The 21,332-nt window shown below is 65.8% G+C and carries 18 protein-coding genes; 11 read left to right on the top strand and 7 right to left on the bottom strand.

What is annotated here, in order from left to right:
- Nucleotides 1–5 precede the first annotated feature (5 nt).
- The 7 genes from ACFDR6_RS04340 (at nt 6) to ACFDR6_RS04310 (ending at nt 6,474) form a co-directional block, all read left to right on the top strand.
- Nucleotides 6–1,019 carry an ABC transporter permease gene (locus tag ACFDR6_RS04340; RefSeq protein WP_212083964.1) on the top strand — a complete coding sequence of 338 codons (1,014 nt, stop codon included), beginning with the start codon at nt 6–8 and terminating at the stop codon, nt 1,017–1,019.
- Nucleotides 1,020–1,022: 3 nt separating this feature from the next.
- Entirely contained in the window at nt 1,023–1,922 is a 900-nt protein-coding gene (locus tag ACFDR6_RS04335; RefSeq protein WP_375857520.1) for an ABC transporter permease, read from the top strand.
- Between the two features lie 91 nt (nt 1,923–2,013).
- Nucleotides 2,014–3,750 (top strand): dipeptide ABC transporter ATP-binding protein, encoded by a 1,737-nt coding sequence (locus ACFDR6_RS04330; RefSeq protein WP_375857518.1) that lies wholly within the window; start codon nt 2,014–2,016, stop codon nt 3,748–3,750.
- A gap of 18 nt (nt 3,751–3,768) precedes the next feature.
- Nucleotides 3,769–3,948 carry a DUF4089 domain-containing protein gene (locus ACFDR6_RS04325; protein ID WP_212083970.1) on the top strand — a complete coding sequence of 60 codons (180 nt, stop codon included), beginning with the start codon at nt 3,769–3,771 and terminating at the stop codon, nt 3,946–3,948.
- Between the two features lie 7 nt (nt 3,949–3,955).
- A complete protein-coding gene (locus tag ACFDR6_RS04320) occupies nt 3,956–5,347 on the top strand; it encodes an AtzE family amidohydrolase (protein ID WP_375857516.1) in 1,392 nt (463 codons plus the stop codon).
- A gap of 12 nt (nt 5,348–5,359) precedes the next feature.
- The gene (gene hpxZ / locus ACFDR6_RS04315; RefSeq protein WP_375857514.1) at nt 5,360–5,755 is read left to right on the top strand and encodes an oxalurate catabolism protein HpxZ; all 396 of its coding nucleotides are present in this window, start codon (nt 5,360–5,362) and stop codon (nt 5,753–5,755) included.
- Entirely contained in the window at nt 5,752–6,474 is a 723-nt protein-coding gene (locus tag ACFDR6_RS04310; protein ID WP_375857513.1) for a GntR family transcriptional regulator, read from the top strand. The genes hpxZ and ACFDR6_RS04310 overlap by 4 nt, the downstream gene beginning before the upstream one ends.
- A gap of 97 nt (nt 6,475–6,571) precedes the next feature.
- Here the strand turns inward: ACFDR6_RS04310 and atzF are convergent, their stop codons facing one another.
- Together atzF and ACFDR6_RS04300 are read right to left on the bottom strand one after the other, a co-directional pair.
- Nucleotides 6,572–8,380, bottom strand: a complete 1,809-nt coding sequence (atzF, locus tag ACFDR6_RS04305) for an allophanate hydrolase (RefSeq protein ID WP_434056900.1) — start codon at nt 8,378–8,380, stop codon at nt 6,572–6,574.
- A gap of 205 nt (nt 8,381–8,585) precedes the next feature.
- On the bottom strand, nt 8,586–9,092 hold the full coding sequence (locus tag ACFDR6_RS04300; RefSeq protein WP_212083978.1) for a MarR family winged helix-turn-helix transcriptional regulator: 507 nt from the start codon (nt 9,090–9,092) through the stop codon (nt 8,586–8,588).
- Nucleotides 9,093–9,244: 152 nt separating this feature from the next.
- Between ACFDR6_RS04300 and ACFDR6_RS04295 the strand changes: the two genes are divergently transcribed.
- Complete coding sequence (locus ACFDR6_RS04295) at nt 9,245–11,101, top strand: feruloyl-CoA synthase (RefSeq protein WP_375857510.1); 1,857 nt, start codon at nt 9,245–9,247, stop codon at nt 11,099–11,101.
- A gap of 272 nt (nt 11,102–11,373) precedes the next feature.
- On the opposite strand, the gene ACFDR6_RS04290 is transcribed toward ACFDR6_RS04295, so the two are convergent.
- Nucleotides 11,374–11,880 carry a MarR family winged helix-turn-helix transcriptional regulator gene (locus tag ACFDR6_RS04290; protein ID WP_375857509.1) on the bottom strand — a complete coding sequence of 169 codons (507 nt, stop codon included), beginning with the start codon at nt 11,878–11,880 and terminating at the stop codon, nt 11,374–11,376.
- A gap of 83 nt (nt 11,881–11,963) precedes the next feature.
- Between ACFDR6_RS04290 and ACFDR6_RS04285 the strand changes: the two genes are divergently transcribed.
- Together ACFDR6_RS04285 and ACFDR6_RS04280 are read left to right on the top strand one after the other, a co-directional pair.
- Complete coding sequence (locus ACFDR6_RS04285; RefSeq protein WP_375857507.1) at nt 11,964–13,184, top strand: cytochrome P450; 1,221 nt, start codon at nt 11,964–11,966, stop codon at nt 13,182–13,184.
- Between the two features lie 44 nt (nt 13,185–13,228).
- Complete coding sequence (locus tag ACFDR6_RS04280) at nt 13,229–14,440, top strand: ABC transporter substrate-binding protein (protein ID WP_375857506.1); 1,212 nt, start codon at nt 13,229–13,231, stop codon at nt 14,438–14,440.
- A gap of 172 nt (nt 14,441–14,612) precedes the next feature.
- Here ACFDR6_RS04280 and ACFDR6_RS04275 read toward each other — a convergent pair whose 3' ends face one another.
- Complete coding sequence (locus tag ACFDR6_RS04275; protein WP_317241498.1) at nt 14,613–15,875, bottom strand: NAD(P)/FAD-dependent oxidoreductase; 1,263 nt, start codon at nt 15,873–15,875, stop codon at nt 14,613–14,615.
- Between the two features lie 329 nt (nt 15,876–16,204).
- Here ACFDR6_RS04275 and ACFDR6_RS04270 point away from each other — a divergent pair, with 329 nt between their 5' ends.
- On the top strand, nt 16,205–17,377 hold the full coding sequence (locus ACFDR6_RS04270) for an ABC transporter substrate-binding protein (protein ID WP_212083990.1): 1,173 nt from the start codon (nt 16,205–16,207) through the stop codon (nt 17,375–17,377).
- A gap of 286 nt (nt 17,378–17,663) precedes the next feature.
- Here the strand turns inward: ACFDR6_RS04270 and ACFDR6_RS04265 are convergent, their stop codons facing one another.
- From ACFDR6_RS04265 to ACFDR6_RS04255, 3 genes are read right to left on the bottom strand one after another with little or no spacing between them, the layout of a single operon-like run.
- The gene (locus ACFDR6_RS04265; protein ID WP_375857504.1) at nt 17,664–19,535 is read right to left on the bottom strand and encodes a bifunctional sugar phosphate isomerase/epimerase/4-hydroxyphenylpyruvate dioxygenase family protein; all 1,872 of its coding nucleotides are present in this window, start codon (nt 19,533–19,535) and stop codon (nt 17,664–17,666) included.
- A complete protein-coding gene (locus ACFDR6_RS04260; protein WP_375857503.1) occupies nt 19,532–20,590 on the bottom strand; it encodes a Gfo/Idh/MocA family protein in 1,059 nt (352 codons plus the stop codon). Before ACFDR6_RS04260 ends, ACFDR6_RS04265 begins: the two co-directional genes overlap by 4 nt.
- On the bottom strand, nt 20,587–21,324 hold the full coding sequence (locus ACFDR6_RS04255) for an ABC transporter ATP-binding protein (RefSeq protein ID WP_375857502.1): 738 nt from the start codon (nt 21,322–21,324) through the stop codon (nt 20,587–20,589). Before ACFDR6_RS04255 ends, ACFDR6_RS04260 begins: the two co-directional genes overlap by 4 nt.
- Between the last annotated feature and the right edge of the window lie 8 nt (nt 21,325–21,332).

The raw sequence follows: 21,332 nt of genomic DNA, 5'->3' as shown, positions 1-21,332 counted from the left end.
ACCCCATGCTGACCATGATCGGCAAGCGCCTGATGTTCGCGATCCCCTCGCTGATCGGCGTCGTCATCGTCACCTTCCTGCTGACGCGGGCGCTGCCCGGTGATCCCGCCGCCTATTTCGCCGGTCCCGCCGCAACGAAAGAAGCCGTCGAGCAGATCCGCAAGAAGCTCGGCCTCGACAGGCCGCTGATCGAGCAGTTCTTCCGCTACACCAACGACCTCGCCCATGGCGATTTCGGCAACTCGCTCACCACGGGTCAGCCGGTTGCAGCCGAAATCCGCAACCGTCTGCCGGCCTCCGCCGAGTTGACGCTGCTGGGCCTCGTCGTGTCCGTCGTGATCGCGATTCCGCTCGGCGTGTTAGCTGCGACGCGGCCGGGATCATGGATCGACCATCTCTGTCGCATCACGACAACGGCGGGAGTCTCGCTGCCGGTGTTCTTCACCGGCCTCGTGCTGGTCTACGTGTTCTATTTCCGCCTCGGCTGGTCGCCCGCGCCCCTCGGCCGTCTCGACGTGTTCTACAGCGCGCCGCCGACGGTCACAGGCTTCTATCTGATCGACACCCTGATCGCGCGCGATCTCGAGGCGTTCCGCTCCGCGCTGAGCCAATTGATCCTCCCCGCGACGACGCTCGCGATCTTCTCGCTGGCGCCGATCGCGCGCATGACCCGTGCCTCGATGCTCGCGGTGCTGGCTTCAGAATTCGTCCGCACCGCGCGCGCCAGCGGCCTGTCGCCGGCAACCGTCATCGTCACCTATGCCTTCCGCAACGCCATGCTTCCCGTCATCACCACGCTCAGCATGGTGTTCTCGTTCCTGCTCGGCGCCAACGTGCTGGTCGAAAAAGTGTTCGCCTGGCCCGGCATCGGCTCCTACGCGGTGGAAGCGCTGATCTCGTCGGACTTCGCGCCGGTGCAGGGTTTCGTGCTGACCATGGCGGTCATGTACGTGCTGCTCAATCTGATCATCGACATTTTGTACGGCGTGATCGATCCCCGCGTCAGGTTGGAGGGCTAGACTATGAGCTCCGTTGCGCCTGCTGTTGAACCCGTCGGTCCCGCCCGCACGTCGGGACTCGCTGCCGTTCTCGAACAAACCCGCTACGTGCTCGGCGAGAACAAGGTCACGGGCTTTGCCTTCGCGCTGCTGATCCTGATCCTCATCGCCGCGATCTTCGGCCCCTATGTGGTGCCGTATGATCCGCTGGCTTCCGACACCGCTGCGGCGCTGAAGCCGCCCTCGGCGGCGCATTGGTTCGGCACCGACCAGCTCGGGCGCGACATCTTCAGCCGCGTCATCGTCGCGACCCGGCTCGACGTCTTCATCGCGATCGCCTCGGTCGCGCTGGTGTTCCTGATGGGCGGGCTGGCCGGCATTGCCGCGGGTTATTTCGGCGGCTGGACCGACCGCATCGTCGGCCGCATCGCCGACACGATCATGGCCTTTCCGCTGTTCGTGCTGGCCATGGGCATCGTCGCCGCCCTCGGCAACACCGTGCAGAACATCATTCTGGCCACCGCCATCGTGAACTTCCCGCTCTATGCCCGCGTCGCTCGTGCCGAGGCCAATGTCCGCCGCAATGCCGGCTTCGTGCAGGCCGCGCGTCTGTCGGGCAACGGCGAGTTCCGCATCCTGCTGGTGCACATCCTGCCCAACATCATGCCGATCATGATCGTGCAGATGTCGCTGACCATGGGCTACGCCATCCTCAACGCCGCCGGCCTGTCCTTCATCGGCCTCGGTGTCCGCCCGCCCACCGCCGAATGGGGCATCATGGTCGCCGAGGGTGCCGGCTTCATGGTGTCGGGCGAATGGTGGATTGCACTCTTCCCCGGCCTTGCCCTGATGATCGCCGTGTTCTGCTTCAACCTCCTCGGCGACGGCCTGCGCGACATCGTCGATCCGCAAAGGAGGACGTGATGGCAAATTTCCGCTCAAAATTCCCCAGCGATTCCAATGCCATTCTACTGTGCATGGGGTTGTTTTCGCGTTTTTTGCTTCGTAGGCCCAGATGACCGCCCAGCCCCTGCTCGACGTTCAGGACCTCACCGTCGAATTCACCACCCGCCGCGGCATCGTCAAGGCGGTGCAGCACGTCAACATCTCCGTCGCCAAGGGCGAGACGCTCGCCATCGTCGGCGAGTCCGGCTCCGGCAAGTCGGTGACGTCCTACGCGGTGATGCGCATCCTCGACCGTGCCGGGCGGATCGCCGAGGGCTCGGTGATGTTCTCCGGCATCGACGTCAAGGCCGCGACCGAGGACCAGATGCGGGACCTGCGCGGGCGGGAGGTCTCGATGATCTTCCAGAACCCGCGCGCCGCGCTCAACCCGATCCGCAAAGTCGGCGACCAGATCGAGGACGTGCTGCGCACCCATGTGCAGCAGGCCCAGGTGGCCGATCACGGCGAGAAGGCGATCGAGGCGCTGGAGCAGGTCAAGATCGCTCGCCCGCGCGAGCGCTACCACGCCTATCCGTTCGAGCTCTCGGGCGGCATGTGCCAGCGCGTCGTCATTGCGCTCGCGCTCGCCTGCAATCCACAGCTGCTGATCGCGGACGAGCCGACCACCGGCCTCGACGTCACCACGCAGAAGGCGGTGATGGATCTGATCGTCGAGCTGACCAAGCGCCGCGCGATGTCGACCATCCTGATCACCCACGATCTCGGCCTTGCCGCGGCCTATTGCGACCGCGTCGTGGTGATGGAGAAGGGCCGCGTCGTCGAGACCGCCAAGGCCGCCGACATCTTCGCGAACCCGCAGCACCCCTACACCAAGAAGCTGATGCGCGCGACGCCGCGGCTTGGCGTGAGCTTGCGGGATCTGCTGCCGGAGGAGGAGGGAGCAACCTCATCCGCATCCGTCGTCGGTTCGCCCGACCAGCGCGTCGCGCAAAGCGATGAGAAGAGCGCGCAGCCCCTTCTCCTCGTCGACAAGCTCGTCAAGGAATACCCCCGCCAGGGCGCCACCGCCGTGCTCGGAAAACTGTTCGGCCGCAAGCCGCCGGTGGAGCCGGACGTGTTCCGCGCCGTCGACGGCATCAGCTTCTCGATCAGCCATGGCGAGAGCGTCGGGCTCGTCGGCGAATCCGGCTGCGGCAAATCGACGACGTCGATGATGGTGATGCGCCTCCTGGACCAGAACTCCGGCCTGATCCAGTTCGACGGCGAGGACATCGGCGGCGTCTCGCCTGCCGCCTTCGCCCGGATGCCGCAGCGCAGCCGCATCCAGATGGTGTTCCAGGACCCGACCGACAGCCTCAACCCGCGCTTCACGGCCGCGCGCGCCATCGCCGACCCCATCATGCAGCTGGGTGATGTCAGGGGACGCGACGCACTCCGAGCCCGCTGCGAGGAACTGGCGACCATGGTCGGCCTGCCGCACAACCTGCTCGACCGCTTCCCGCATCAGCTCTCAGGCGGCCAGAAGGCCCGCGTCGGCATCGCCCGCGCCATCGCGCTGCATCCGAAGCTCGTCATCCTGGACGAGCCGACGGCGGCGCTGGACGTCTCGGTGCAGGCCGTGGTGCTCAATCTGCTTCAGGATCTGAAGCAGCGGCTGGGTATGAGCTATCTGTTCGTCTCGCATGATTTGAATGTGGTGCGCTTGTTGTGCGATCGTGTCATTGTGATGCGGACGGGACGGATCGTCGAGGAGGGCTCTTCCGAGCAGGTGCTCGGCGATCCCCAGGACGACTACACCAAGGAACTGCTGACGGCGATCCCGCATCCGCCGTTGCCGGTGCACTGAGATCAGCTTGAGAGAGTGATGGCCGAACCCCTGGACGACTATATCGACGCCGTATCCAAAGCGCTGGCGCTGCCGGTCGAGGAGGCCTGGAGGCCCGCGGTGCGTGCGAATCTCGACGTGTCGCTGCGCCTTTCCCGCCTCGTCGACGAATTCGCGCTGCCGGACGAGACCGAGCCGGCGCCGATCTTCACGGTCTGATGCTGCCATGACCACCAAGCCAGAAACGGCCTCGGGAATCGCAAGCGCGGTCGCGGCCCGCAAAATGTCCGCGCTCGATGCCACCGAAGCCGCGCTTTCGCGCATCAAGCAGCACGACACCATTCTCAATTCCTTCACTGACGTCACCGCCGATCGCGCCCGCGCCAAGGCGCGCGCGATCGACGCCGACATCGCAGCCGGAAAGGAAATCGGCCCGCTCGCCGGCGTACCTTTCGCGGTGAAGAACCTGTTCGATGTCGCGGGCCTGCCCACACGTGCGGGCTCGAAGATCAACCGCGACCTCGCGCCGGCCAAACGTGACGCCACGCTGATCGAGCGGATGGAAGCCGCCGGCGCCGTTCTGGTCGGCGCGCTCAACATGGGCGAATACGCCTACGACTTCACCGGCGAGAACGTCCATGACGGTCCCTCGCGCAATCCGCATGATACGACGCGGATGACCGGCGGTTCCTCCGGTGGTTCGGGCAGCGCCGTCGGCGGCGCGCTGGTGCCGATCGCGCTGGGCTCGGACACCAACGGTTCGATCCGCGTGCCGTCCTCCTTCTGCGGCATCTTCGGTTTGAAGCCGACCTATGGCCGGCTCACTCGGGCGCGTTCCTTTCCGTTCGTCGCGAGCCTCGATCATCTCGGCCCGTTCGCGCGCTCGGTCACCGATCTCGCGCTTGCCTACGATGTGATGCAGGGCCCGGATGCGGAGGACAGCGCCTGCACGACGCGCGGGCTGGAGCCGACGCTGCCGCTGCTCGCCAATCCGGTCTCGGACCTGCGGATCGCGATCGCGGGCGGATATTTCCAGAAGAACGTGTTCCCGGAAGCCGTCGAGGCCGTCGGCCGCGTTGCCAAGGCGCTTGGCGCAACGCAAGTCGTGGATATCCCCGAAGCCGCGCGCGCCCGCGCGGCGGCCTATGTCATCACCACGACCGAAGGCGCTTCGCTCCACCTCGATCGCCTGCGCAAGCGCCCGCACGATTTCGATCCGGCCGTGCGCGACCGGCTGATTGCAGGCGCGATGGTGCCTGCGCCCATGGTCGACCGCGCGCAAAAATTCCGCCGTTGGTACCGCGCGCAGCTTGCCGAGATCTTCAAGTCCGTCGACGTGCTGCTGGCGCCCGCGACGCCCTGCACCGCGCCGAAACTCGGCCAGGTGAATTTCAATCTCGACGGCGTCGAGCTTCCGGTACGCGCCAATATCGGCGTCCACACCCAGCCGATCTCCTTCATCGGATTGCCGGTGGTCGCGGTGCCGGTGCCGCTCGAGCCGCTGCCGATCGGCGTGCAGATCATCGCCGCGCCCTGGCGCGAGGACATCGCGCTTCGTGTCGCGCACGCATTGGAAAAGATGGGCGTGGCATACGCGCCTGCTCCAAGGGGACTTTAAGAGGAATTTGAGATGGAGATCGATCTCCCCGACGTGATCGCGGAAGTCAAAGCCGCGTTCGAGCGTTATGAGCAGGCCCTCGTCAGCAACGACGTCGCGGTGCTGGGCGAGCTGTTCCGCAACGATCCCCGCACGCTGCGCTACGGCATCGGCGAGAACCTCTACGGCTACGAGGCGATAAGCGGATTCCGCGCCGGCCGATCGCCGGTCGGCCTGAACCGCCGCACTGCAAAGACCGTAATCAGCAGCTATGGCCGCGACACGGCCGTTGCTTCCACGCTGTTCTATCGCGACACCGCGCCCGGCAAGGTCGGCCGGCAGATGCAGACCTGGATTCGCTTTCCCGAGGGCTGGCGCGTCGTCGCCGCCCATGTCAGCATCATCGACGAGCCGAAAGAGACCGCATGACGCTCGACGAGTTTCCGCGAGGGACACCGCCGGCTGAACCGGTCGTGCCGCGCGTCGATCGTCCCTCGGCATCGGTGCAGAAGGTCACCCGCGCGGAGGAGCTGCGCCTGCAACTCGCGGACGAGATCGTGCGCGGCGCCCTGGCCCCCGGCGCGCCGCTGGACGAGACCGACATCGCGCGCCGCTTCAACGTCTCGCGGACGCCGGTACGTGAGGCGCTGCGCCAGCTCGTGGCAAGCGGCCTCGTCGAAGCGCGCGCCCATCGCGGCGCGGTGGTGGCGCAGCCCTCGATCGAGCGGCTGACGGGCATGTTCGAGGCGATGGCCGAGCTCGAGGCGCTGTGCGCAGGGCTCGCCGCCGAGCGCATGTCCGCGGCCGAGCGCCATGGCCTCGAGGCTGTCCACGAGGAGCTGCGGCTGCTGAGCTACGCCGGCAATCCCGACCGCTTTCACGAGGTCAACGAGCGCTTCCACAACGCGATCTATGCGGGATCGCAGAACGGCTATATCGCCGAGATCACGCTGGCGACGCGCGTGCGCGTTCAGCCGTTCCGCCGCGCCCAGTTCCGCAACCTCGGACGTCTCGCCAAATCCCAAGCCGAGCACGACCGCGTCGTCGTCGCCATCATGCGCGGCGACAAGCAGGGCGCGGCCGCCGCGATGCGCGCGCATATCGAGCTGGTGCGCGGGGAGTACGAAATCTACGCGGTGTCGGTGTAGTGTCGTAGGGTGGGCAAAGGCGCAAAGCGCCGTGCCCACGATCTTCTCATGAAGGACGAGATCGTGGGCACGCCTTGCTTTGCCCGCTCTACGAGACCTATTTTGTTGCGGCTTCCGCCATATACTTCCGCCAGCCGCCATACGCGGTGATATCCCGCGCATCGCCCAGCGCTTCCGGCTCGACCAGAAACCCCTTCACGCTGCGGCCGTCGGCCAGCCGCACCGTTCCGATCGCCATCGGCGCGGGGATCGCGTCGACGAACTTGCCGAAGGCGGACGACGACAACGACCAGATCTCCAGCTCGATCGCGGCGCCCTTGCCGGCCTCGACCCGAAGCATGCCCGGCTTTGGCGGCGTGGTCTTGAGCGCGTAGAGCTTGTAGTCCGGCGCCGTTCTGGTTGCCTCGATCAGGCGGCCGTTCAGCGCTTTCAACTCGCCGTTCAGCACCATGCCGGACAGATGCGCGCCGACCACGGCGATCGGGATCTCGTCGGCGCTGCTCGCCGGCAAGGGTGCGAGCGGTGCTTGCGCTACGCTCTTTGCGCCGAGACTCAGCTTCGTATCGGCATGGAAGACGCGGCCGATGCTGGCGAGCAGCCCGTCGCGGCCTGCCGGCGCGAGCAGCGTGACGCCGAACGGAATGCCGTCGGCGCGCATCGAGGCCGGAACGGCAAGGCCGCAGAGGTCGAGCAGGTTGACGAAATTGGTGTAGGTGCCGAGCCGGCTGTTGAGCTCGATCGGGTTGGCGAGCACCTGCGCCGTCGTATAGGCCGTCGGCGCCGTCGGCAGCACTAACGCGTCGATATTGGTAAAGGTGCGCTCGGCGATCTTTCGCAGGCCCTGCAGGCGGTAGAGCGCCGAGAACGTGTCTGCCGCCGTCAGCCGCGCGCCCGCCGCGGTGATCTCGCGCGTCACGGGATGGATCGCATCCGGCGCGGAGGCCAGCAGATCCTTGATCACGAGATAGCGTTCCGCGACCCACGGGCCCTCATAGAGCAGCCGCGCCGTCTCGTAGAACGGCTCGAGGTCGAACTCGATCAACTCGGCGCCAAGCGCGGTCCAGCGCTTCAGCGTATCGGCGTAGGCAGCTTCCGATGTCTTGTCGCCGAAGAAGATCAGCTGTCCGTTGCGCGGCACGCCGAGGCGCAAGCCTGCCGGGAACGGCGTGAGCGGCTGAAGCGGCCGGTCGCGCGAGAACGGGTCGGCTTGGTCCGGCCCCGCCATCACCGACAAAGCGAGCGCAGCATCATCCACCGTCAGCGCAAACACCGAGATGCAGTCGAGCGTGCGACAGGCCGGCACGAGACCCGCATTCGAGATCATGCCGAGGCTCGGTTTCAGGCCGACGATGTTGTTGAGCATGGCCGGCACGCGGCCGCTGCCTGCGGTATCGGTGCCGAGCGACAGCGGCACGAGGCCGGCGCCGACGGCGACCGCGGAGCCCGAACTCGACCCGCCGGGAATGAGATCGTCGCGAATTGCGTTCTTGGGAATGCCGTAGGGCGAACGCACCCCGACGAGGCCGGTTGCGAACTGGTCGAGATTGGTCTTGCCGATGATGATGGCGCCGGCGGCACGCAGGCGCGCTACCGCGGTCGAATCGTGCGCCGGCGTGGTGGAGAAGGCCGGGCAGGCCGCGGTGGTCGGAAAGCCCAGCGCGTCGATATTGTCCTTCACCGCGACCGGCACGCCGTAGAGCGGCAGGTCGGCGGCCTCCGCGCGCGCGGCAAGCGTCTCGGCTTCCGCGATCGCGTCCGTCTCCTCGCGCAGGCTGATGAAGATGGCAGGATCGTTGCGGTCGCGGATGCGCTGATAGGTCCGCGCGATCGTCTGCGCCGGCGTCAGCGTCCCCGCGCGATGCGCGGCTACAATCGCGGCGATCGTTTCAGGCTGCTCGGCCCCCATTTCAGCCCTCATGGCGACAAAACTCCGGCAATTTGTCTTCGCCGGAGTGAAGCAAGCGATGTGCCATTGTGTACAATATCCGGGCAGTACCATTGCTCCGGATATTATCGTGCGATCAGTGGCTTGGGAGATATTTCGACCGGCAGATGGGCGGCCGCGGCGGCGCCCTGTGACGGGCACATGCCTAAATCATGGGCAGCCGAGGTCAGGTGAAGCCAGCGAGGATCCGGAGCAGGTGGGCCCGGTTCTCCTTGCCGATCTTCGCCTCGACGTTCCGCTCGTGCTCGGCCGCGAGCCGCTTGAACTTCGCCAGCGCCGTCTCGCCCTGCGCGGTGAGATGCAGCGCATGCGAGCGCCGGTCCGCCTTCGACTTGACCCGCTTGACCAGCCTGCGCTGTTCGAGACTGTCGAGCAGATGCACCAGCCTGGCGCGCTCGATGCCCAGGCGCTTGGCCACGGCCATTTGCGACAGGCCCGGATTGGCCCCGATCACCGTCAGCACCGAATATTGCGTCGGCCGGATGTCGACATCGCCGAGCGTCCTGATGAAATCCTGAAAGATCCAGATCTGGAAGCGTCGCACCGCATAGCCGGCGTGCCCGACCAGGGCGTCGAGGCCGACATCATCGGCAATATCGCGGGGCGCCGCGCCATTGCCGGCGCGCTTGCGTGGGGAGGGGCGGGTATCGGCCCGGGCTGCACTGGCTGTCACGTCAAGGTCTCCTGCCGCGCAACCTTAGCGTCTCGGCGGCCTGAGCGAAAGTTTGTTGTTGACGACAACAATTGTCATACCCAACATTATGGCCAAGGCAGCCTGGAACGAAGCTGCGGCCGATCCGGTATCCGGGCGGAGGGAGGAAACACATGACAGTCGCTCCACGCAGTGACGTTGCAGGCCTGTTCGCAAGCCCGCGGACCGTCGCAGAGCATCGCGCCGACGGCAGCATCGTGCTGCGCTCGCCCGATCCGTTGCGTGAAGGCGCGCGTTGCGTCGGCGACTGGCTGGAGCAATGGGCGCGGCAAACCCCGGATGCGATCTTCCTTGCCGAGCGCGGCAATGTCGATGCGCCCTGGACCACCGCCACCTATGCGCAGGCGCTGCACCAGGTGCGTGCGGCGGCGTCCTGGATTTTGGCGCAGGGCCTCAGCGCAGAGCGCCCGCTCGCGATCCTGTCCGACAACAGCATCGATCACGCGCTGCTGGCGCTTGCCGCTCAGCATGTCGGCGTGCCTTCTGCCGCGATCTCGCCGGCCTATTCGCTGATGTCCCGGGATTTCGAGAAGCTCAAGAGCATGATCACGCTGCTCGATCCGGGCGCGATCTACGTCGCTGCGACAAAACCCTTTGCGGCGGCGCTGAAGGCGATCGCGCCGCTGCACCGGGCGCGCATCATCAGCGGCAACGAGGACGACGCCGGTGCGCTCGCCTTCCGTGCTGTAGCGGGAACGCAAGAGAGTCCCGGCGTCGCAACTGCCTTCGCCGCGGTGACGCCGGACACGATCGCGAAATTCCTGTTCACGTCAGGGTCGACCGGCACGCCGAAGGCCGTCATCAACACCCAGCGCATGCTGACCTCGAGCCAGCAGGCCAAGGCCCAGACCTGGATATTTCTCGAGCAGGAGCGCGACGATCTGGTCATTCTCGACTGGCTGCCCTGGAGCCACACCTTCGGGGCCAACCACAATTTCAATCTCGTGCTGCGCAATGGCGGCTCGCTCTATATCGACGGCGGCAAGCCCGCGCCCGGTCTCTTCGCGACGTCGCTGGCCAATCTGAAAAGCGTGATGCCGACGGTCTATTTCAACGTGCCGCGCGGCTTCGACATGCTGATCGCGGCGCTGCGCGGGGACGAGGAGCTGTGCCGCCGCTTCTTCAACGAGGTGAAATTCGCCTTCTATGCCGGCGCCGCGCTGCCGCAGAATCTGTGGGACGCGCTCGAGGAGCTCTCGATCAAAACCGTCGGCCGTACGCTGCCGATGGTTTCGGCCTGGGGCTCGACCGAGACGTCGCCGCTCGCGACCGATTGCCATTTTCTCGCCGAGCGTTCCGGCAATATCGGCGTGCCGATCCCCGGCACCGAATTGAAGCTCGTCGCGACCGGCGACAAGCTGGAGGTGCGCGTCCGCGGGCCGAACGTCACGCCCGGCTATTGGAAAGCGCCGGAGCTGACGAAGCAGGCTTTCGACGAGGAGGGCTTTTATCTGATCGGTGACGCGGTCAAGCTGGCCGATAACGGCAGGCCGGAGCGCGGCCTGTTCTTCGACGGCCGCGTCGCGGAGGACTTCAAGCTCAATTCCGGCACCTGGGTCAACGTCGGCACGCTGCGCGTTGCCGGCATTGCCGCGCTCTCGCCGCTGGCGCAGGACATCGTCGTGTCGGGTCATGGCGGTGACGAGGTGCGCTTTCTGGTGTTTCCCAATGTTGTCGCCTGCCGTGTCCACGCCGGTCTGTCCGAGACGGCAGGTGTGAACGAGGTGCTGGCGCATGACAAGGTCAGGACCGCAATCGCGCAGGGCCTGGCGAAACTCAAGCAGCAGGGCCCCCACTCCTCCGGTCACGCCACGCGCGCGCTGCTCCTCGCCGAGCCGCCCTCGGTCGACGGCGGCGAGATCACCGACAAGGGCTACATCAACCAGCGCGCCGTGCTGACGCGGCGAGCGGACGCGGTGGCGCGGCTGAACGACGACGCGTCGGGCGAATGGATCGGTTGCAGCGCCTGAGCTGACGAAGCCGCCGCAAAAGAGGGCGCGTAGCTCATCTCGCTTTCATGACGCCGCAATGTTCGAAGTAGGCCAACAGCCCTGCCGCATTATCTTGCCGATTCTTTTGTTGCTTAAGCAACTAATTTGTGCGAACCGTTCCGGACAAGGACGACGGCGGGCGAACCGCCGCGACTTCTCTGGAGGAAACGATGCTCGGCCCGCACGGTGCCGCCGGCAAACGCCGGCGCATGCCTGGATGTGATGGAAGGTGGCGCCCGGCGCGCGGCTCGTCAGGGCTCAGCGCCGCCGGTGACCGCGCCGAGGTTTTCGTGGAGCCGGCGCAAGAGATCGATCAACACCTCACGCTCGTCCTTGCTGAGGCAGGACAACAGCCGCCGCTCGCGCTCGAGCGCCGCGACGATGACCTTGTCGTGGGTCGCGCGGCCCTTCGCCGTCAGCGAAATCGAATGGGTGCGGCCGTCGTTCGGATCGGTGCGGATCGACACCAGCCCGCGCTTCTCGAGCCCCGCCAGCGTCCGGCTCACTGGTCCCTTGTCGAAGCCGATGACGTGGCAGATGCGCGAGGCCGGAATGCCGGGCTCGATCGCCAGCAGCGACATGATCCGCCATTCCGTGACGTTGACGCCGAACTGCCGCTGATAGAACGCGGTCGCGCTGTTCGAGAGCTTGTTGGCGATGAAGGTGACGAACGCCGGAACGTAACGGTCGAGGTCGAGCGTCGGTCCCGCCTCGTTGAGCGCAGGCTTTTGGCGGATTCTGGTCGATGGCGCGGGCATATCGGGATTCTATCTCGCGGCGGGCCGGTTGACCTAAGGGCATGCGCCGCTCTTTCACAAGATCAAAATGAGGGAGGTCTACCATGACCGCATCCGACTCCCCTGTATCGACTGGCTCTGCGGCCGTTCCGCATCTCGACGTCGATCCCTTCGACATGAAGTTTTTTGCCGATCCCTACCCCACGCATCAGCGGCTGCGTGAGGCCGGGCCAGTGGTCTATCTCGACAAGTGGAACGTCTATGGCGTGGCCCGCTATGCCGAGGTCCATGCGGTGCTGAACGATCCCGCGACCTTCTGCTCCAGCCGCGGGGTCGGCCTGTCCGACTTCAAGAAGGAGACGCCGTGGCGACCGCCGAGCCTGATCCTCGAAGCCGATCCGCCCGCGCACACCCGCACCCGCGCCGTGCTGTCGAAGGTGCTGTCGCCGACGGTGATGAAGGGGCTCCGTGACCGCTTCGCCGCAGCGGCCGAGCAGCGGGTCGACGAATTGCTGGAGAAACGCAGCTTCGACGCGATCGCTGATCTGGCGGAAGCCTATCCGCTCTCGATCTTCCCGGACGCGCTCGGGCTGAAGCCGGAGGGCCGCGAACATCTGATCCCCTACGCGAGCGTCGTCTTCAACGCGTTCGGGCCGCCCAACCAATTGCGCCAGGAATCGATCGAGCGCTCGGCGCCCCATCAGGCTTACGTCACCGCGCAGTGTCAGCGCGAAAATCTCACGCCCGGCGGCATCGGCGCCTGCATTCACGCCCATGTCGACGAGGGCGCGATCACCGCGACCGAAGCGCCGCTTCTGGTCCGCTCGCTGCTCTCCGCCGGCCTCGATACCACCGTCAACGGCATCGGCGCCGCCGTTTATTGCCTGGCGCGTTTTCCCGACCAGTGGCAGCGCCTGCGCGGCGATCTCACCCTTGCGCGCAATGCCTTCGAGGAGGCGGTGCGCTTCGAGAGCCCGGTGCAGACGTTTTTCCGCACCACCACCCGCGAAGTCGAGCTCTCCGGTGCGACCATCGGCGAGGGCGAGAAGGTGCTCATGTTCCTTGCCGCCGCCAATCGCGATCCGCGGCGCTGGGACGAGCCCGACAGCTACGACATCGGCCGCCGCACCTCCGGCCATGTCGGCTACGGCTCCGGCATCCACATGTGCGTGGGCCAGCTCGTGGCGCGGCTCGAAGGGGAGACGATGCTCTCGGCGCTGGCTCGCCGTGTTGCCAGCATCGAGATCGCCGGCGAGCCGAGGCGCCGCTTCAACAACACGCTGCGCGGGCTCGACAGCCTGCCGGTGACCATCACGCCGGCCTGACGCCGCCGGCGACGCAAACAACACATACAACACGGGAGGGAACGATGAAGCATCTGAAATGGGCGTTCGCACTGGCGGCGAGCCTGGCGAGCGGCGCGGCAAGCGCCGAGATATCCGACAATGTCGTGCGCGTCGGCGTGCTCAACGACATCTCCGGCATCTTCCAGGACACCAACGGCATGGGCTCGGTGGAAGCCGCGCGCATGGCGGCGGAGGACTTCAATGGCGGCGGCAAAGGTATCAAGGTCGAGATCGTCTATGCCGATCACCAGAACAAGGCCGATGTCGGCAACGCCATCGCGCGCAAATGGCTCGACGTCGAGGGCGTCGACGCCATCGTCGACGTGCCGAATTCGGCGGTCGGCCTGTCCATCAACGCGCTGCTGCGCGACGGCCGCATGACCTTTCTGGCCTCCTCGACCGCGAGCTCGGATCTCACCGGCAAGGCTTGCTCGCCCAACACCATCCAGTGGGTCAACGACGCCTGGGCAACCGGCAACACCACCGCAGCCGCGATGATGTCGCGCGGCGGCAAGGATTGGTATTTCCTCACGGTCGATTACGCGCTGGGCAAGGGCATCGAGGCGGAGGCGCAGAAGCACATCGAAGGGCACGGCGGCAGGGTGCTGGGCTCATCGAAGCATCCGCTCGGCACTTCCGACTTCGCCTCCTTCCTGTTGCAGGCGCAGAGCTCGAAAGCGCAGGTGATCGGACTCGCCAACGCCGGCGGCGACACCATCAACGCCGTGAAGCAGGCCGCCGAGTTCGGGATCCAGCAGAGCGGGCAGAAGCTCGTCGCCTTCCTGCTCTTCATCAACGACGTCCACGGCATGGGCATCAAGGTCGCGCAGGGGCTCCAGCTCATGGAAGCCTTCTACTGGGACATGAACGACGACACCCGCGCGTTCGCCAAGCGGTTCGCCGCCCGGCCCGGCATGAACGGCAAGATGCCGAGCGGCAACCAGGCGGGCGTCTACGCCTCCACGCTCGCTTATCTGAACGCGGTCGCCGCCACCGGCAGTGACAACGCCAAGAACGTCGTGCCCGAGATGAAGAAATTCAAGGGCAAGGACAAGCTCTTCGGCGACACCGCCATCCGCCAGGACGGCCGCGTCGTGCACCCGATGTACCTGTTCGAGGTGAAGAAGCCGGAGGAGTCGAAATATCCGTATGATTATTACAAGCTGGTCTCGACGATCCCCGCGGAGCAGGCGTTCAGGCCGCTGGCGGAGGGCGGGTGCGAGCTGGTGAAGTAGCTGCCGCTGTTGCGGCAAGCGTCGCTGCGCCCTCTCCCCTTGCGGGAGAGGGTGGCTTCGCGAAGCGAAGCCGGGTGAGGGTTCTCTCCTCACGGACGATCTCGCGAGTGGAGACATACCCCTCATCCGGCGCTTCGCGCCACCTTCTCCCGCAAGGGGAGAAGGAAGAGCACTACACCACCTTGCTGCTTCCCTGTGTGATCAACCGCGCCGCGCGCTGATCGCGCGCGTAGATCCAGAGCCAGCTCAAGGCGACGCTGAGGCGGTGGCGGAGGCCGATCAGGAAGTAGATGTGGGCGATGCCCCAGATCCACCATGCGATGGTGCCGCGCAGCTTGAAGCGGCCGAAATCGATGACGGCGAGCCGCTTGCCGATCTGGGCGAGGCTGCCGGCGTGCTTGTAACGGAATGGGCCGGTCGCAGCACCGCGCAGCCGGGCCTTGATGGTCTCGGCGACGTGCTTTCCCTGCTGCTTGGCAGCCGGCGCGATGCCCGGCACCGGCTTGCCGTCCCAGGCGTTGATGCTGACGGTGTCGCCGATCGCGAAGATCTCGGGATGACCGGGAATGGTCAGGTCGGCCTCGACCTGCACGCGTCCGGCGCGATCGCTGGGTGCGTCCAGCCATTCGGCGGCGGGCGAGGCGCGCACACCGGCGGCCCAGATACGTGTTTTTGCCTCGAGCAGCCTGCCGCCGAACACCACACCCTCGCGGTTGATCTCGGTCACGGCCTGCCCGAGCACGACCTCGACGCCGATCTTCTCCAGCGAGGCCTGCGCATAGGCCGAGAGATCGTCGGCAAAGCCCGCGAGCACGCGCGGCCCCGCCTCGATCAGCACCACGCGCGCCTTGGTGGTGTCGATGTTGCGGAAATCGCCGGGCAGAGTGTGATGCGCCATCTCGGCGATCGTGCCGGCGAGCTCGACGCCGGTCGGGCCGGCACCGACGATGACGAAGGTCAGCCGCGCCGCGCGCTTCGCCGGATCGGTCTCGCGCTCGGCGCGCTCGAACGCCACCAGGATATGACGGCGCAAGGTGGTGCCATCCTCCAGCGTCTTCAGGCCCGGCGCCCATTGCTCCCACTCGTCATGGCCGAAATAGGCGTGACGCGCACCGGTCGCCAGCACCAGCGTGTCGTAGGGCACCTCGCTGCCGTCGTCGATCAGGACGCAGCGCCTTGCCGCATCGACGCCGCTGACAGTCGCAAACAGCGTCGTCACCTCGCGCCGGTCGCGCATGAGATGGCGGATCGGCCAGGCGATCTCGCTGGTCGCGAGCGAGGCGGTCGCAACCTGGTAGAGCAGCGGCTGGAACAGATGATGGTTGCGGCGATCGATCAGCGTGATCTCGACCGGGGCGCCAGCGAGCCGGTAGGTCGTCTCCAGCCCGCCGAAGCCGGCCCCGACGATGACGACGCGGTGCGGTGTCGTGGTCATGATGTACCCTCGAATCTCGCTGCTCTTCCTGCTCATTTAAGTGCGAATTGGGTGTCGCGGTCCAATAGCCGTCATCAATGGTCGGATAGGCCGGACGTATCGGTCCGGCGCGGAAAAAGCGCCGCAGCCCCCGGACCGGGCTTGGGCCAACCTTGGACCTTGGGCCGAAGTAAGTAGAATTATATTTCTTGCCATCCGCGACGGGCGCGAAATATGGTGCAGGGCAGGCGCTGAGCCATTGGCGGCTCGATGGATTTTGCGTTCAATAGAGACGACCCGGGCGGCGATCACCCCGCTTGCGGGCTCAATAATTAAGGAGGGGAGTGGTTATGAGGACGGCATTCTGGCTGGCGGGCGCAGCGGCGCTCGTGCTGGCAAATCAGGCATCCGCCGGCGACACCATCAAGATCGGCTTCGTTTCGACCTTCAGCGGCCCGACCGCCGTGATCGGCAACGACATGCGCAACTCCTTCGAGCTCGCGCTCGATCATCTCGGCCGCAAGATGGACGGCAAGCCGGTCGAGGTGATCTACGAGGACGACGGGCAGAAGCCCGACGTCGGCAAGCAGAAGACCGAGAAGCTGGTACAGTCCGACAAGGTCGATTTCATCGTCGGCTACATCTGGTCGAACGTGCTGCTGGCCTCGCTCAAGACCGCGGTGGATTCGCAGACCTTCCTGATCTCGGCCAATGCCGGCCCTTCGCAGCTCGCGGGCGATCTGTGCTCGCCTTACGTGTTCTCGACTTCCTGGCAGAACGACCAGACACCGCAGGCGGTCGGCACCTATATGAACCAGAAGGGCGTCAAGTCGGTGTTCCTGATCGGCCCGAACTACGCCGCCGGCAAGGACATGCTGGCTGGTGTCAAGAGTACCTTCAAAGGGCAGGTCGTGGGTGAGGAATACACGGTGTGGCCGAGCCAGCTCGACTTCTCGGCCGAGCTCTCCAAGGCGCGTGCCTCCGGCGCCGAGTCGATCTTCGTGTTCTATCCAGGTGCTGCGGGCGTACAATTCCTGAACCAATATGCTCAGGCCGGGCTGAAGAGCACGATGCCGCTCTACACCGCCTTCACCATCGACGAGCTGTCGCTGCCGCTCCAGAAGGAGAACGCGCTCGGGGTGCCCGGCGCGCAGCAATGGGTCAACGACCTCCCCAACGAACAGAACAAGCGCTTCGTCGCCGACTACCGCAAGAAGTATCCCGGCCTGCGTCCGACCTTCTATGGCGCGCAGTCCTACGACGCTGCGAACCTGATCAACAGCGCCGTCGTCGCCGTGAAGGGCGACACCAGCAAGAAGGACGCAATGAAGGCCGAAATGGAGAAGGCCAACTTCAAGTCGGTGCGCGGCGCGTTCAAGTTCGGCAACAACCACATCCCGATTCAGAACTTCTACCTGCAGGACGTGGTCAAGGACGCCGAAGGCCAGCTCGCGCTCAAGACGGTCGCGACCATCGTCGAGAACGACCAGGATCGCTTCCACGAGAAGTGCAAGATGAAGTGAGGTCGGCGTAGCCGCCGAATGAGGGGGCTCTTCTGCCCCTTCAATTGTAAGTATCGTAGGGTGGGCAAAGCGAAGCGTGCCCACCATTCGCACCGCATAATCGGCGAGGTGGTGGGCACGGCGCAAGCGCGCCTTTGCCCACCCTATGTTCCTCGATAGCCTCCGCACAGTCATTGCGAGCGCAGCGAAGCAATCCAGAATCCCTCCGCGGAGGCAGTCTGGATTGCTTCGTCGCAAGGGCTCCTCGCAATGACGATGAGGAGAACGACGTGCGAGAAAGAGACACCTATACCCTCGGCATGCTCGCCGGCCGCACCTCGCGGGCTTGCGCTGCGAGCCTGATTCCGGCATTGGCCGCGCCAAAGCCCCGGTAGTCCCGCCGCTCCACGATCTCGAAGAAGAAGCGCTCGTCGAAGATGTGGGTGTAGACCTGGAAGAACTCGCCGTCGCCCTCGCGATCGTAGAGGATGTGGTTGACGCGCAACTGCGCCATCAGCTCGGGCGCGAGGTCGTATTTGGCTTCGATGTCGTCGTAGTAATTATCGGGGATGTCCAGGAAATCCGCGCCGCGCTTGCGCATCTCCGCGACCGCCGCAAAAATGTCCGGGCACGCGAATGCGACGTGCTGCACGCCTGATCCGAAGAACTCCGAGATGAAGCGCGCCGGCAGCGTGCGGTTGGCGGAAGAGCCGTTGAGCACGAAGCGCAGGCTCTGGTCGGCGTTGATGATGGCCTGGCTCTGCACCAGACCTCTGGGGTCGGCGATCTCCATCTGCGGCAGCCGCGTCAGGTCGAGGATGCCGGTGTAGAACAGCAGCCAGGACAGCATCTCGTCATAGGGCATCGACTGCGCGATGTGATCGACGGCGAGCAGCGCATCCGCCCCCGCATCGCTCGCAACAGGCTCGAAATCCGTGTCCCAGTTCTTGCCGGCCTGGTCGAGGAAATAGAGCAGGCTGCCGCCGACACCGTGGATCGCGGGGATTTCCAGCTCGCCCGGCCCGACCGGCTGGTAGAAGGTGCGCGCCTTCAGCGTCTCGGCACGCTGCATGGCAAGGCCGGCATTGTCGACGTCGAGCGCGATCGCGCAGACGCCGGGGCCGTGCGTGACGTAGTGGGAATGGGCAAACCCGTCGGTCTCGCTGTTGATGACGAGCTCTACCTTGCCCTGCGACCAGCGCTCCACCGCCTTGCTGCGATGCGCGCCCGTCTTGCGGAAGCCGAGTTGCGAAAACAGACGGGCGAGCTCGCCGGCCTTGGTCTCGTTGACGGCAAATTCGATGAACCCGGTACCGCGACTCTTCGCCTTCGGCGCCAGCGGCTCGGCGGCGAATTTCGGCCAATCCGGTGCAAGCTGGTCCTCCAGCAGGATCAGTGAGCGCAGGCCGTCCACCGCGGTCTGCGCAGCCGAGCCGGCGCGGAACTGGTCGTTGAAGATCTCCAGCGACAGCGGTCCGGCATAGCCGGTTGCTGCGATCGCCGCCATGAACTCGCCGACCGGCAGATCGCCCTGGCCGGGAAAGGACCGGAAGTGCCGGCTCCAGGACAGGATATCGAGCTCGAGCTTCGGCGCGTCCGCGAGTTGCACCAGAAAGATCCTGTCGCCGGGGATCGAGGCCATCGCGCGGGTTGGAAAGCCCGGTGCGAGCGCGTGAAAGCTGTCGAGGATGATCCCGATCGCGGGATGATCGGCGCGCCGTACGATCTCCCAGGCGTCGCGGTAGTCGTTGACATGGCGTCCCCAGGCCAATGCCTCGTAGCCGACGCGCACGGAGCGCTTGGCCGCGCGTTCGCCCAGCTCGCGAAAATCATCGGCGGCGCGGTCGATGCCGCCGAGCGAGACGGGCGAGACGTTGGAGCAGATCAGCAGCAGGTCGGTGCCGAGCTCCTGCATCAGATCGAACTTTCGTTCCGCGCGGGCAAAGTTGCGGGCGCGCTGCGGCTCGGGCATGCCTTCGAAATCGCGGAACGGCTGGAACGCGCAGATCTCGAGATTGAGGTCCTTGCAGAGCATAGCGATCTCGCGCGGGCCTGAGCCGAACGACAGCAGATCGTTCTCGAAGATCTCGACCGCGTCGAAGCCGGCCGCTGCAATGGCGCGGAGCTTTTCGTCGAGGGAGCCCGAGAGGGAGACGGTGGCGATCGAACGCTTGTTCATGCGGCCTGCTCCATGATCTGCCCCGGGGAGATCTTTTGTCCCGTGCGCGCCGCTTCGCTGACGGCCTCGACGACGGCGAGCGTGCCCATTGCATCCTCGACCGAAATCAGAGGCTGCTCGCGGCCGGCGATCACGGCCAGGAAATGCCGAAGCTGCTCGGCGAGCGGATCGTAAGCCGAGAGTGCGACGGGCTCGCGAACCAGCGGCGCGTGCCAGCCGGGATCTTGTCGATACGACCACAGCTCCATGGCGGGCACCGAGAGGGAGCCTTTGGTTCCGGCGAAGACGTAACAGGGCTGGTCCTGTCTGGGATAGACCGCGTTCTCGCCCGAGGTGAGTTCCCAGCTCCATGGTGCCGGCGTCGCATCCGACACGGTCACCGTGCCGAGGGCGCCGTTGGCGAAGCGCAGCAGGAGCGCCGCGGTGTCCTCGACCGCGAAGCCGCGCACCTTGTTCGAGGTCAGCGCCTGCACCTCGACGATCTCGCCGCAGATGAAGCGGAGATTGTCGATGTCATGAATCAAATTGATCAGCAGCGGACCGCCGCCCGCCTCACGCCGCCAGGCGACATCGAAATAATCGTCCGGTTTTTTCAGCAGCCACAGTCCGGCCACTGCGGTGAGCTGGCCGAGCTTGCCGCTTGCCACCGTCTCACGGGCCGACTTGATGATCGGATTGTGCCGCCGGTGGTGACCGACCAGCATCGGCACGCCGGTGCGCTTCACCGCGGCGCACAGGCGCTGCGCGGTGGCAACCGTCTCGGTCACCGGCTTCTCGATCAGCGCGGGAACGCCCGCCGCGGCGCAATCAAGGGCCATCGGCAAATGCAGCGTGTTGGGCGAGGCGATGACGAGACCGTGCGGCTTCTCCTGTGCCAGCAGCGCGCGATGGTCTGGATAGCAGGGCAAATTGTGCGCCAGTGCATAATCCTTCGCGGCGGGCGAGGGATCGGCGATGCCGGCGAGCTCGCAGTCCTCGAATGCCGTGATCAGCTCGATATGGCGGCGGCCGATCAGGCCGGCGCCGGCGACGGCGATGCGCATTTTCGCGTTCATGCCGCGCTCTCCTCCATGGCGCCGCCCAGGAACAACTGGCCGATCCGCGGATCGTTCAGAATGCGCTTGGCGTCGTCGACCATGCGGGTCTGGCCCAGCTCGAGCACGATGCCGATGTCCGAGATCTCCAGCGCCGACCGCGCGTTCTGCTCGATCATCAGGATCGTGACGCCGCGGTCGCGCAGGCTTTTGAGGATATCGAAGGTCTGCTGCACCATCAGGGGCGATAGCCCGATCGAAGGCTCGTCGACCAACACCAGCTTCGGCTCGAGCAACAGCGAGCGCGCGATCTCGAGCTGCTTCTGCTCGCCGCCCGAGAGCGTCGAGGCCTGTTGCGTCGACTTCCGCCGCAGCGCCGGGAACAGGTCGAGGGCCGCCTCGATCCGCCGGGGCAGGTCGAGACCCTTTCCGGCGGCGACGCCGCCGAGCTCGATGTTGTGGCGCACCGATAGTTCGGGAAAGATGTTGCGGCCCTGCGGCACGTAGCAGATGCCGGCATTGAGCAGCGCGCGCTGGCTTAAGTTGGTGACGTCGCGGCCGGCAAAGCTGATCTTGCCCTCGCGCAGCTTCAAGAGACCAAAGATCGCCTTGAACACGGTGGATTTGCCGGCGCCATTGGGGCCGATGATGGTGGTGATGGTCGCCGGCGGCACCGAGAACGTGGTGCCGTTCAGGATCGTCATCTTGCCGTAGCCGCCGACGAGATTGTGAACCGAGAGGATCGGGTCGCTCATGGCTCGCG

Source organism: Bradyrhizobium tunisiense, from assembly GCF_042263385.1.
In the GTDB taxonomy this organism is placed as follows: Bacteria; Pseudomonadota; Alphaproteobacteria; order Rhizobiales; family Xanthobacteraceae; genus Bradyrhizobium; species Bradyrhizobium tunisiense.
This window is presented reverse-complemented; position numbering and strand designations above follow the sequence as displayed.